The following is a 12,114-nucleotide window of genomic DNA, read 5'->3' as shown; positions in this document are numbered from 1 at the left end:
CGGGTCGGCATAGGCGTGCCTGTCCGTGAGGAGGCGCCGGTCGACGTCGGCGTACCTGCCGGTGGACGGATACCGCGCCGCGCGGGCGCACCCGTAGGCGTAGGCATGCCTCTCCGCGAGAGGGCACCGCTCCGCGCAAGCGTGCTTGCCAGTGGAGGGGGAACGCACCGCGCGAGGGCACGAGTCGACGCAAGCATGCCTCTCCGCGAGGCGGCACGGCTCCGCCCGGGGCCACCCGTATGCGCAGGCGTGCGTACCCTCAAGGAGGCGCGGGCCCGCGCGGAAGTGCCCACGCGCGGGGCCCTGCCCAGGTGAAGTGCCGCCCGCGCCCGTGGTGGCCCTCCGGTCTGACACACCTCCCGTGCCCGAAGCGAACCTCCGGTCGGTGTCACCACCCCGGCGCGGAGTGACGCCCTGACCCGGGACACCACCCCGGGCCGCAGTGACACCCCGATCCGGGATAGCACCCCGAACCGCAGTAGCACCCCGGTCCGAGAAAACGCCCTGGGCCGCAGTGAAACCCCGATCTGAGATACCGCCCCGGCCTGCGGCAGCACCCTGAGCCGGCGGACCGCCCCGGCCAGGAGGCACCCCCCGGCCCACGCGATCCCCCGGGCCCCCCGCAGGCCCCCGCCCCTTCCGCTGGCTCACTCGACGTCCTCCCTGATGCGCTCCGCCGCGCGCAGGCGTGCGGGGGCCGCCCGGCGGTTGATGGCGACCTCTTCCTCGCTGGGAAGTTCGGCACCGCGGGTGAGCAGCTTGAGCCGGGGCTGGTAGCGGTCGGGTACGACGGGGAGGCCGGGCGGGGCGGTGGAGGCGGCGCCGGCCACGAGAACCTGCTTGACCAGCCGGTCCTCCAGGGACTGGTAGGAGAGGACCGCGATCCGGCCGCCCACGGCGAGGGTCCCCACCGCGGCCGGGATCGCGCGTTCCAGGACGCCGAGTTCGGCGTTGACCTCGATCCGCAGCGCCTGGAAGGTGCGCTTGGCCGGGTTGCCGCCGGTGCGCTTGGCGGCCTGCGGGAGGGCGTCGCGGATGAGTTCCACCAGCCGGGCGCTGTTGCTGAACGGCTCCTTCTGGCGCTCGCGCACGATCGCCCCGACGATCCGCTTGGCCTGCTTCTCCTCGCCGTACGCGCGCAGGATGCGGACGAGTTCGCCCGGGGGGTAGGTGTTGAGGACCTCGGCGGCGCCGATGCCGGTGCTCTGGTCCATGCGCATGTCGAGCGGCGCGTCCTGGGCGTACGCGAAACCGCGGTCCGCCTCGTCGAGCTGCATGGACGACACGCCGAGGTCGAAGAGAACGCCCCGCACGCGCGCGATGCCGAGCCTCTCCAGTACGTCGGGCAGCTCGTCGTAGACCGCGTGGACGAGGGTGGCGCGCTCGCCGTAGGGCGCGAGGCGCTCACCGGAGAGCCGCAGCGCCTCCTTGTCGCGGTCCAGGGCGACGAGCCGGGCCCCGGGGAAGCGGGCGAGCAGCGCCTCGCTGTGCCCGCCGAGGCCGAGGGTGCAGTCGACGACCACCGCGCCGGGCTCCTCCAGGGCGGGGGCCAGCAGGTCCAGGCAGCGCTGGAGCATCACCGGGACATGTCGACTCTCGCTGCTCACAGGGGCCTCTCAGATCCGGCGAGGCGGTACGCACCCCGGGTCCCCGCCCTCCCCCAGCGAGCTGGGGGGCTCCCGGTGAAGGGGAGACCGACCGGCGCCGGGGAGTGTCAGCCGACCGGGAGCGGAGGGAGGCCGAGCCGTGCGTACGTGCCGCGCACGTGGCGAGATCCGCCGGTGAATACCGAGGTCACCGGGGGTCTCCAGGGGGTTTCAGTCCAGCAGAGGGAGCCTCGCCTCCCGCTTCGCGTCACTTTAGTCCACCGTGTCTCGCGGTCAATCAACCGGCCTGCGCGTCGCGGCGGGCGGTGCCCCCGTGCGCTGCGCCGGTGAAGATCACCCGTCCGGCGGAGGGTACAGCCCGCGCGCGGGTGAGCCGTACGACAGGCGCACGGAACAGGTGCTCCACGCGCGCGGGACGCTATCGGGAACGCGGAAGGAACGCGCGGAGGACGGGCGGAGGTATGCGAGACAGGCGAAGGACGGTGGACGCCTGATGGACACCGGGTAACGCACACGACACCGCGCCTGTGTATCGGCTCACAACATGGCGCGATGACGTCCTTTGTTCTCTCTCACCACAGGACCGGACCGCCCGTGACCAGTACCGTCATAAGCATGACGACTTCTGCATCGGTTCCCACCGACCCCGAGGGCACCATAGCCCGGGCCGGCACCGTCACGGACCGGCTCGTCGAAGCCAACGAGAGCTACGCCGCCGCGTTCGCCGACCCGGGCATGGACGCCCGGCCGGTACTCCGGGTCGCCGTCGTGGCCTGCATGGACGCCCGTCTCGACCTGCACGCGGCGCTCGGCCTCGAACTCGGCGACTGCCACACCATCCGCAACGCGGGCGGGGTCGTGACCGACGACGTGATCCGCTCGCTGACCATCAGCCAGCGCGCGCTGGGCACCCGCAGCGTGGTGCTCATCCACCACACCGGCTGCGGCCTGGAGTCGCTGACCGAGGAATTCCGGCACGAACTGGAGATGGAGGTCGGCCAGCGCCCGGCCTGGGCGGTCGAGGCGTTCCGCGACGTCGACCAGGACGTCCGGCAGTCCATGCAGCGGGTGCGGACCTCACCGTTCCTGGTGCACACCGACGATGTGCGCGGCTTCGTGTTCGACGTACGGTCCGGGCTGCTGCGGGAGATCGACCCGGGCTGACGGCCGTGCAGGCCGTGACCACGGACCGCCGTAGTCGTTTTTACCGAATCGCCGGTCCCGTGGTGCACAAATGGGCAGCAAACGCCGCATATCGCGGCCAGTTGTCCACAGTCGAGTGACACGAACCGGTAACGGCAACAAGAATGCGGTAGTGGCGCCGCGCGGAACTTTTCACGCGTGGTGTTCGTGGTTGGGGTGGGCCGGTATCGCATCGCAGAGCGTCGGCCCGGCAACAAGAACGGGCCGAGGAGGGCCGGGTGACGACCTATGACGATCGAGCGAGCCTCACAGATCTGACTGCCACCGTGGACCGGGTACGCAGCTCGGTGGAAGCGGTGATCGAGGGCAAGCCCGAGGTCGTACGGCTTTCGCTGACCGTGCTGCTCGCCGAGGGACATCTTCTGATCGAGGATGTCCCCGGCGTGGGCAAGACCATGCTGGCCAAAACGCTGGCGCGGTCCATCGACTGCTCGGTGCGCCGTATCCAGTTCACGCCTGACCTGCTGCCCTCGGACATCACGGGTGTGTCCATCTGGGACCAGCAGCGCAAGGACTTCGAGTTCAAGCCCGGCGCGATCTTCGCGCAGATCGTGATCGGCGACGAGATCAACCGCGCCTCGCCGAAAACCCAGTCGGCGCTGCTGGAGTCGATGGAGGAGCGCCAGGTCACCATCGACGGGCAGACCTATCAACTGCCCAGCCCGTTCATGGTGGTGGCCACGCAGAACCCGGTCGAGATGGAGGGCACCTACCCCCTCCCCGAGGCCCAGCGCGACCGCTTCATGGCCCGGGTCTCCATCGGCTACCCCAGCCCCGAGGCCGAGTTGCAGATGCTCGACGTGCACGGCGGGGTGAGCCCCCTGGACGACCTCCAGCCGGTGGCGCACGCGCACGAGATCGTGAAGCTGATCGAGGCCGTGCGCGGCGTCCATGTCGCCGCCACGGTCCGCCGCTACGCGGTCGACCTGGTCGCCGCCACGCGCACGCACCCCGACCTCAGACTCGGCGCCTCCCCGCGCGCGACGCTGCATCTGCTGCGCGCGGCGAAGGCGTCCGCCGCCCTGAGCGGCCGGGAGTACGCGCTGCCGGACGACATCCAGGCCCTGGCCGTCGCCGTCCTCGCCCACCGGCTGCTGCCCACCGCCCAGGCCCAGCTCAACCGGCGCACCGCCGAGCAGGTCGTGCAGGAGATCATCCAGCACACCCCGGTCCCGGCCGCGCCCGAGCACAACGGCGCGGGTCCGGTCCGCGGCGGGTACGGCCGGCAGTCGCCCCGGAGGCTGTGATGAGCGCGGCGGGGCTGCCTGCGGGCCATCCGGAGGCCGACCGCGGCGACAAGGGCGGCGTGCGCACGGCCCTGGCCGGCCTCACCACCCGCGGGCGCTCCTTCCTGGCCGCCGGAATCGCCGCCGCCGTGTGCGCGTACGTCCTCGGGCAGAACGATCTGCTGCGGGTCGGGCTGCTGCTCGCGGTGCTGCCGCTGGTGTGCGCCGCCGTGCTGTACCGCACCCGTTACCGGGTCGCGGGCAGCCGCCGGCTCTCCCCCGCGCGCGTGCCCGCCGGCGCCGAGGCGCGGGTCCATCTGCGGATGGACAATGTCTCCCGGCTGCCCACCGGCCTGCTGATGCTCCAGGACCGGGTGCCCTACGTGCTCGGCCCGCGCCCGCGCTTCGTGCTGGACCGGGTGGAGGCCGGAGGCCGCCGCGAGGTGTCCTACCGGGTCCGCTCGGACCTGCGCGGCCGGTATCCGCTGGGCCCGCTCCAGCTGCGTCTGACCGACCCGTTCGGCATGTGCGAGCTGACCCGCTCCTTCTCCACGTACGACACCCTGACCGTCATCCCGCGTGTCGAGCCGCTGCCGCCGGTGCGGCTGACCGGCGACGCGAAGGGGTACGGCGACGGGCGGCACCGCTCGGTCGCGCTGGCCGGCGAGGACGACGTCATCCCGCGCGGGTACCGCCACGGCGACGATCTGCGCCGCGTGCACTGGCGCTCGACGGCCCGCTACGGCGAGCTGATGGTGCGCCGCGAGGAGCAGCCGCGGCGCTCGCGCTGCACGGTCCTGCTCGACACGCGCGGTCTCGCCTACCGGGGCGCGGGCCCCGACGCGCCCTTCGAGTGGGCGGTCACCGGCGCCGCCTCCGTCCTGGTCCACATGCTCGAACGGGGCTTCTCGGTACGGCTGCTGACGGACACGGGCAACTCGGTGCCCGGCGAGGGCGCCGACGGTTTCGCGGGCGCCAGCCAGGAGTCGGCGGACGCGGCCGGGCTGATGATGGACACCCTCGCAGTGATCGACCACTCCGACGGCGACGGCCTGTCGCGCGCCTACGACGTGCTGCGCGGCGGCAACGAGGGGCTGCTGGTCGCCTTCTTCGGCGACCTCGACGAGGAGCAGGCGGCGGTGGCCGCCGGGATGCGCCAGCGCACCGGCGGCGCGGTCGCCTTCGTGCTGGACAGCGACACCTGGACGCGCGAGCCGACGGACGTGCCCGGCGCGCAGAGCGCGGGTGAGGAGCGGCTGCGGATGCTGCGGGAGGCCGGCTGGACGGCCCTGGGCGTGCCGCGCGGCGCCCCGCTGGACGAACTGTGGCGGCAGGCGGACCGCGAGCGCACCGGCCTGGCCGCGGCCGGTGGCGGGGAGGGCTGGTCGTGAGCATGCGTGCGCGGATGGCGCTGATGGCGGCGGCGGCCACCCTGATGGCGTCGTGTGCCCTGCTGCCGCTGGTGGACTCGCCGGGCTGGCTGTTCGAGGCGGCGCTGCTGCTGCTCGCGCAGACCGGGGTGGGCATGGCGGCCCGGCGGGTGCCGCTGGCCCGCTGGATGACGATCGGCGCCCAGGTGCTCGTCTCGCTGGTGCTGCTGACCCTGGTCTTCGCGCGGGAGTACGCGCTCGCCGGGCTGATACCGGGCCCGCAGGCGTTCCAGCACTTCGCGGACCTGCTCCAGGCGGGCACCAACGACGTCGAGCGGTACGCGATCCCGGCGCCGCTGTCGGACGGCATCGAGCTGATGCTGATCGGCGGGGTGCTGGTGATCGGGCTGCTGGTGGACGTGGTGGCGGTGACGTTCCGCAGCGCGGCCCCGGCCGGGCTGCCGCTGCTGGCGCTGTACTCGGTGGCCGCGGGGCTGTCGGACGGCTCCGGCTCCTGGGTGTGGTTCCTGATCGCGGCGGCCGGCTATCTGATGCTGCTGCTGGCCGAGGGCCGCGACCGGCTCTCCCAGTGGGGCCGGGTCTTCGCGGGCGGTCCGCGTCCGCCGGGCGGCCCCGCCCCGGAGGCGAGCGGCGCGACGGCGCCGGTGCGCTCCGGGCGGCGGATCGGCGTGGTAGCGCTCGGCATCGCCCTGGTGGCGCCGCTGGGCCTGCCCGCGATGGACGGCGGGCTGCTGGAGAACGCCGGGGGCGGAGTGGGCGCGGGCAACGGGGGCGGGGGCACGATCTCCGCGGTCAACCCCCTGGTGTCCCTGCGCGACAGCCTCAACGTCGACCAGGACAGTACGGCCCTGACCCTGCGCACCGACTCCCAGGACCTGTCCGACCTGTATCTGCGGATCGTGTCCCTGGACGAATTCGACGGCACCACCTGGCGGCCGGCCAAACGGGAGATCGTCGAGGTCCCGGACCAGCTGCCCACCCCGCCCGGTCTCGCTCCGGACGTGGCGCGCTCGGAGGTGACCACCAGCATCACGGCCGCCGACGGGTACCAGCAGGACTGGCTGCCGATGCCGTACCCGCCCAGCTCCGTGGATGTCGACGGCCAGTGGCGGTACGAGCCGGAGGGCATGACCCTGGTCGGCGACCACGGCCAGGACACCGGCGGTATCAGCTACGAGGTGACCAGCCTCGAAATGGAGCCCACGGCGGAGCAGCTGGCGCAGGCGCCCGAGCCGCCGGCGGACCTCCAGCGCGCCTACACCCAGCTGCCCGACTCGCTGCCGCCGGTCGTCGAGCAGACCGCCCGCGAGGTCACCCTGGGCGCCACGAACGCCTATGAGCAGGCGGTCCGGCTCCAGGAGTACTTCGCGCTCAACGGCGGCTTCACCTACGACACCGAGGTCGAGGTCGGCAGCGGATCGCAGGCGATCGCCCAGTTCCTGGAGGACAAGCGGGGCTTTTGCGTCCACTTCTCCTTCGCGATGGCCTCGATGGCCCGCTCGCTGGACATCCCGGCCCGGATCGCGGTGGGCTTCGCGCCGGGCACCATGCAGGCGGACGGTTCGGTGGTGGTGGGCCTGAGGGACGCGCACGCCTGGCCGGAGCTGTACTTCGAGGGCGTGGGCTGGACCCGCTTCGAGCCGACCCCGAGCCGGGGTACGACGCCGTCGTACACCCTGCCCGATGTGCCCGGCGCGGCGGTGCCCGAGCCGCTGGATCCCGCGCGGCCGTCGCAGGCGGCGCCGTCGCAGGAGCCGTCGAGCAGCCCGACCTGCGCGGTGGCGGGGCAGAGCCCGCAGTCGTGCGAGAGCGTGGCGCCGAGCGCCGCGGGCGGGTCCGGTGACGGCGGGCCGCCCTGGTTCCCGATCTTCGGCTGGACGCTGCTGGGCCTGGCGGTGGTCGCCGTACCGCTGGCTCCGATGTTCTGGCGGATCAGACGCCGGGCCGTGCGGCTGGCGTCCGCGCAGCACGTCCCCTCGGCGCCCGGAGCGCCGGGCCCGGGGATCCGGCTGGACGCGCCGCCGGGTGGTCCGGCGGCCACCGGTCATGTGCTGGCCGTCTGGCAGGAGCTGACGGACACCGCCTGGGACTACGGCATCCTGCCCGACGACGCGCTCACGCCCCGCAAGGCCGCCGCGCGGATCGTCCGGCTGGGCCGGCTGGACCAGACGGACGGGGCGGACAAGGCGGACGGGGCGGACAAGGCGGACGAGGCGGTCCCGCCGGACGACGCCGCCGCGTCGGTGCACCGGGTCGCGGGCGCGGTGGAGCAGGTGCTGTTCGCACCCGACCCGCAGGCCCCGCCGGGCCTCGCCGACGATGTCCGCCGGCTGCGCCTGGCCCTGCGCGCACGGGCGGGGCGCCGCACCCGGCTCCGGGCACTGCTGGCCCCGCGTTCGGCCATCCGGGCGGTCTGGGCCCTGACCGACCGCGCCACGACCGTACGGGTCCGTACGGCGGAGCGCTGGACGTCCCTGGTCCGCAGGCCCAAGCCGTCCGCGTCGGGACAGCGGGGCGGCTGAGCGGACACACGCCGAAGGGCCCGAGACCGGGAAACCGGCTCGGGCCCTTCGCCACTCCTGAGGGACCGGCCCGGGGGCCAGGGAGCGGGGCCAGGGAGCGGCACACCCTGCCCTGGCGCGCGCGAGGGCCCGGACAGGCGTGAGGGACCACCGTCCGTATGACGGTGGCCCCTCACCCGAAGAAGCTCACATCGAAGTGATCATGCGGATCACTGGCCGCCCTGCTGTTCGTCCCGGCGGCGCTGCCAACGTTGTTCGATTCGGTCCATCATGGAACGCTTTTGACGCCCCTGACGGCGGGCCTGGGGGCCGGTGGCGGCCTGCTCACCTGGTCTGGGGGCCTTGCGCCAACCGGTCACCGCGAGTACCGCGCATCCCAGCATGACGAGGAATCCCACCACGCTGAGCCATACCTGCTTGGCGACCATTCCGGCCATGAGGAGCGCGATACCTACGAGGAAGCCGGCGACCGCCTGGTAGACCCGTCGTCGGGTATACGTGCGCAGCCCGCTTCCCTCAAGCGCTGTCGCGAACTTGGGATCTTCGGCGTACAGCGCTCGCTCCATCTGCTCGAGCATGCGCTGCTCGTGCTCCGAGAGCGGCACGGAATCCTCCTCATCGTGCAGTCGCCGGGGCGACCCGGGGGGTCCCTTCAGGATAGGCAGGGAATCGCCCCCGTGAAACCCGCCCCTCTGCGCCAATTGGCCAACCGGATCCCGCCATGCGCGACACGGCCCGCTGAGGTTTCCATTCCCCGGCGGCCGACCCGTCATGCCGGAGCGGTCTCCCTCGATCATACGGCGACAAGCGCCCGATCGGGGGGCCTGTGGCGTACTCCATCGACGCTCAAGCCCTGATCAGCGACGCGTCACGGCAGTGGCCCCGGGTCGCTCAGGTCCCTTGGGTCTCGCCGAGCACATGAAGCTGCGTGGCCACCGCGTGAAACGCCGGCAGCTCGGCCGCCGCGGCCTCCAGCTTGAGCAGGGCGTCCACCGCCCCCGGCTCGGTGTCCACCAGCACTCCCGGCACCAGGTCGGCGAAGACCCGTACGCCGTGCACGGCCCCGACCCGCAGCCCGGCGCCCTCGACCAGCGCGGCCAGCTGCTCGGCGGTGAAGCGGCGCGGCATGGGGTCACCGGCGCCCCAGCGGCCGTCCGGGTCGGTCAGCGCCTGCCTGGCCTCGGTGAAGTGCCCGGCGAGCGCACGGGCCAGCACGGCGCCGCCGAGCCCGGCGGCGAGCAGGCTGAGCACGCCCTCGGAGCGCAGCGCCGCGACGGCGTTGCGCACGCCCTCGGCGGGGTCGTCGACGTACTCCAGCACCCCGTGGCACAGCACCGCGTCGTAGCCGCCGCGCTCGACCACGTCGAACAGGCCGTGGGCGTCGCCCTGCACGCCCCGCACCCGTTCGGCGGCCCCGGCCTCGGCGGCGCGGCGCTCCAGCGCGAACAGCGCGTTGGGACTGGGGTCGACGACGGTGACCCGGTGGCCCAGGCGGGCGAGGGGCACCGCGAAGTTGCCGCTGCCGCCCCCCGTGTCCAGGACGTCCAGCGCGTCCCGGCCGGTGGCCTTGACCCGGCGGTCCAGGGCGTCCTGGAGGACCTCCCAGACCACGGCGGTACGGAGGGAGGCGCGGGGTCGAGTCGGGTCCGACACGGCAGTTGACTCCTCGGCGCGGCACCGCCGGTGGCAACGGCGGAGCGAACGGGCTGCCCTCCGGGCCGCGGCTTCCCGGGCGGAGGGCATTTCAGGCGCCACCCACCCTATTGCCTGCACCAGCGGACCAGGCCATCACGGTCCCGGACCGGGCCTGCGGAATGCGTCGCGTCGGGTGTGCGGGGCGGGGCTCAGCGGGGTGGAGGCGGAGCGGGGGGGAGAGCAAGCGATGCGGAGGCAGGGGGAGAGGCAAGGGATGCGGAGGCGGGGGTGGGGGTGGGGCAGATGGTGATCGAAGCGGCGGTGGGCGGCTGTCCTGGCCGGGGGTCGGGTGGGTGCCGGGCGGACACCCGGGTGGGCGCCAGGCCGAGGGTCGGGGTGGGTGCCAGGGCCCACGGCCGGGGCGGCTACCAGGGCCCACGGCCGGGGCGGGTACCAGGGTCCACGGCCGGGGTACGTACGAGGGTCCACGGCCGAGGTACGTACCCAGGCCCACGATCGCGGAAGGTGCCCACGCCCACGATCACGGAAGGTGCCCAGGCCCACCACCGGGATGGGTGCCCAGGCCGACGATCGGGCCTGGTATCCGGACCCAGAGGCGGACAGGTGTCCCGTCCTGCGATCTGACCGCCGCCCGGCAGCTGATCGGACCACGGATCGGAGACTGCCCCGACCGGCGATCGGGCCGCTGCCCGGACCACGGTCCGGAGGCTTGCCCCGAAGGCGATGGTCCGGGCCGCCTCCAGGACCGGCGATCGGGCCGCAGGCCCGGCGGTTCCCTCGGCGGTGCGGAGGGCTGCCGGGTCGAGGCCCGCGAAGGATCCGCCACCGCCGCCACGCCCGGCGCCACGCCCCTCTCGGTCACCGGCGGCTGGGAGACCTTCACCGACGTCACCGCCACCCCCGCCCGGGACCCGCCGGGACCGCCCACCCACCCGCTCTCCCCGCAATCGCGCCGAAGGCCGAGACTGGCGCAAGGGCCGAAGGAACCGGCGCCGAAAGAACCCCCGCAGGCAGCCACGGCCGAGTCATCCGGCGTCCGGCATGTCGGTCCTCCCCGGCGTCCCGTCCGCGTCCGGGCGAGGGGACGGGAGGACCGGCTGGAGCACCAGCATGCGCTCGACGAGGCGGACGAACATCGCCACGTCACGTATCAGGTCGTCGGCGTCCCGGCGGCCGGCCGCGCCCTGGATGCCCGCCTCGGCACGAGCGCGGCGCCGGGCGCCGGAGGCGAACAGCGCGCTCCACTCGGTCAGCTCGGGCGCTATCTCGGGCAGCACCTCCCAGGCACTGCGGATACGGGCCCGGCGCCGCGAGACGGGCTCCGGACGGCCCCGCGCCGCCAGCACGGCGGCGGCGGTGCGCAGAGCGGCGAGGTGAGCGGTGGCGTACCGCTCGTTGGGGGTCTCCAGAACGGCGGCCTCGCCGAGTCCGGCACGGGCCTGGGCCAGCAGGTCGAGGGCGGCGGGCGGAGCCGTGGCCCGGCGCAGTACGGGGTGTACGTCGCCCGCCGGGTTGGTCAGTGAGGGGGCAGGGCCGGCGGCGCGTCGCCGACTGGCGGCGGCTGCGGACGAGTGGGCCATGACGAACCTCCTGTCGTCTGTGTGACGGCTCTGTGGCCGTATGTGTTCCATCGTGAGGTATGCCACTGACAATCCGTTCTGACCTGGGGTTTTGCCTCGATCGCCAGCGCGGCCGTCGGCCCGCCGCACACAGGTGTGGACGCTGGACCGGCTGCGCCGGGAGCCGCCCCCCGCCTCCCGCGTCCCCCGGGGCCGGGTGCTGTGAGAATCGGTGCCATGGAAAGCAGCAGTGCCACACCGGGGGCGGCGTCACGCCGTGAGACCACACGGCAGAAGCTCTACGAGGCGGCCGTCACGCTCATCGCCGAGCAGGGCTTCTCGGCCACCACGGTCGACGAGATCGCCGAGCGGGCCGGGGTCGCCAAGGGGACGGTCTACTACAACTTCGCGAGCAAGTCCGTCCTGTTCGAGGAGCTGCTGCGGCACGGCGTGGGCCTGCTCACCGCGTCCCTGAAGGAGGCCGCGGCACGCAACGCGCGCGAGGGTGGCTCCCAGGCGGACGCCCTGGACGGGATGATCCGCGCGGGCCTCGCGTTCATCGCCGAGCACCCCGCCTTCACCCAGCTGTACGTGGCCGAGCTGTGGCGCACCAACCGGGCCTGGCAGGCCACCCTCGTGGTGGTGCGCAAGCAGGCCGTGGCCGTGGTCGAGGACGTGCTGCGCGGCGGGGTGGACAGCGGTGAGTTCAGCGACGAGATCGACGTCCCGCTGACCGCCGCCGCGCTGGTCGGCATGGTCCTGGTGGCCGCCCTGGACTGGCGGGCCTTCCAGCCGGAACGTTCCCTTGACGATGTCCACGCGGCCCTGTCCCGGCTGCTCCAGGGCCGATGGGCGGGCGTCCCTGACGCACAGCAGGGAGGCACGCGCGCGTAGCGGCCGGGAACGTCGGAACGCGAGGAAGCGCCGGTCCGAGCCGGCCACGTCCCCCA

General features: G+C 73.6%; 9 protein-coding genes. 5 read left to right on the top strand and 4 right to left on the bottom strand.

Annotated elements, in window-relative coordinates; all coding sequences use genetic code 11:
• Nucleotides 1–647: 647 nt before the first annotated feature.
• Nucleotides 648–1,607 (bottom strand): 16S rRNA (cytosine(1402)-N(4))-methyltransferase RsmH, encoded by a 960-nt coding sequence (gene rsmH, locus ACFRFC_RS26585; protein ID WP_382692109.1) that lies wholly within the window; start codon nt 1,605–1,607, stop codon nt 648–650.
• Between the two features lie 615 nt (nt 1,608–2,222).
• Here rsmH and ACFRFC_RS26580 point away from each other — a divergent pair.
• The 4 genes from ACFRFC_RS26580 to ACFRFC_RS26565 all read left to right on the top strand — a co-directional run bounded on the left by ACFRFC_RS26580 (nt 2,223) and on the right by ACFRFC_RS26565 (nt 7,949).
• Nucleotides 2,223–2,771, top strand: a complete 549-nt coding sequence (locus ACFRFC_RS26580) for a beta-class carbonic anhydrase (protein WP_382692108.1) — start codon at nt 2,223–2,225, stop codon at nt 2,769–2,771.
• Nucleotides 2,772–3,028: 257 nt separating this feature from the next.
• Nucleotides 3,029–4,057 (top strand): AAA family ATPase, encoded by a 1,029-nt coding sequence (locus ACFRFC_RS26575; RefSeq protein ID WP_382692107.1) that lies wholly within the window; start codon nt 3,029–3,031, stop codon nt 4,055–4,057.
• Entirely contained in the window at nt 4,057–5,427 is a 1,371-nt protein-coding gene (locus tag ACFRFC_RS26570; protein WP_382692106.1) for a DUF58 domain-containing protein, read from the top strand. The genes ACFRFC_RS26575 and ACFRFC_RS26570 overlap by 1 nt, the downstream gene beginning before the upstream one ends.
• Nucleotides 5,424–7,949: a transglutaminaseTgpA domain-containing protein gene (locus tag ACFRFC_RS26565; protein WP_382692105.1), complete on the top strand. Its 2,526-nt coding sequence runs from the start codon at nt 5,424–5,426 to the stop codon at nt 7,947–7,949. The genes ACFRFC_RS26570 and ACFRFC_RS26565 overlap by 4 nt, the downstream gene beginning before the upstream one ends.
• Before the next feature lie 209 nt (nt 7,950–8,158).
• On the opposite strand, the gene ACFRFC_RS26560 is transcribed toward ACFRFC_RS26565, so the two are convergent.
• The 3 genes from ACFRFC_RS26560 to ACFRFC_RS26550 all read right to left on the bottom strand — a co-directional run bounded on the left by ACFRFC_RS26560 (nt 8,159) and on the right by ACFRFC_RS26550 (nt 11,185).
• Nucleotides 8,159–8,554 (bottom strand): DUF3040 domain-containing protein, encoded by a 396-nt coding sequence (locus tag ACFRFC_RS26560; RefSeq protein WP_382692104.1) that lies wholly within the window; start codon nt 8,552–8,554, stop codon nt 8,159–8,161.
• A gap of 286 nt (nt 8,555–8,840) precedes the next feature.
• Nucleotides 8,841–9,602 carry a class I SAM-dependent methyltransferase gene (locus ACFRFC_RS26555; protein ID WP_382692103.1) on the bottom strand — a complete coding sequence of 254 codons (762 nt, stop codon included), beginning with the start codon at nt 9,600–9,602 and terminating at the stop codon, nt 8,841–8,843.
• 1,028 nt (nt 9,603–10,630) lie between these two features.
• Nucleotides 10,631–11,185, bottom strand: a complete 555-nt coding sequence (locus ACFRFC_RS26550; protein WP_382692102.1) for an SAV_6107 family HEPN domain-containing protein — start codon at nt 11,183–11,185, stop codon at nt 10,631–10,633.
• A gap of 216 nt (nt 11,186–11,401) precedes the next feature.
• Here ACFRFC_RS26550 and ACFRFC_RS26545 point away from each other — a divergent pair, with 216 nt between their 5' ends.
• Nucleotides 11,402–12,058 carry a TetR/AcrR family transcriptional regulator gene (locus ACFRFC_RS26545; RefSeq protein ID WP_382692101.1) on the top strand — a complete coding sequence of 219 codons (657 nt, stop codon included), beginning with the start codon at nt 11,402–11,404 and terminating at the stop codon, nt 12,056–12,058.
• The last annotated feature ends 56 nt before the right edge of the window (nt 12,059–12,114 follow it).

It is taken from the genome of Streptomyces sp. NPDC056734 (genome assembly GCF_042790455.1).
Classification (GTDB): Bacteria; Actinomycetota; Actinomycetes; order Streptomycetales; family Streptomycetaceae; genus Streptomyces.
The sequence above is the reverse complement of the archived record's forward strand: the minus strand, read 5'-3'. Positions and strand labels throughout refer to the sequence as shown.

Bases quoted from the DNA above. Each gene is read 5' to 3' on its own strand.
- ACFRFC_RS26580 (WP_382692108.1), top strand. From the start codon at position 2,223: ATGACGACTTCTGCATCGGTTCCCACCGACCCCGAGGGCACCATAGCC.
- ACFRFC_RS26545 (WP_382692101.1), top strand. From the start codon at position 11,402: ATGGAAAGCAGCAGTGCCACACCGGGGGCGGCGTCACGCCGTGAGACC.
- ACFRFC_RS26570 (WP_382692106.1), top strand. From the start codon at position 4,057: ATGAGCGCGGCGGGGCTGCCTGCGGGCCATCCGGAGGCCGACCGCGGC.
- ACFRFC_RS26550 (WP_382692102.1), bottom strand. From the start codon at position 11,185: ATGGCCCACTCGTCCGCAGCCGCCGCCAGTCGGCGACGCGCCGCCGGC.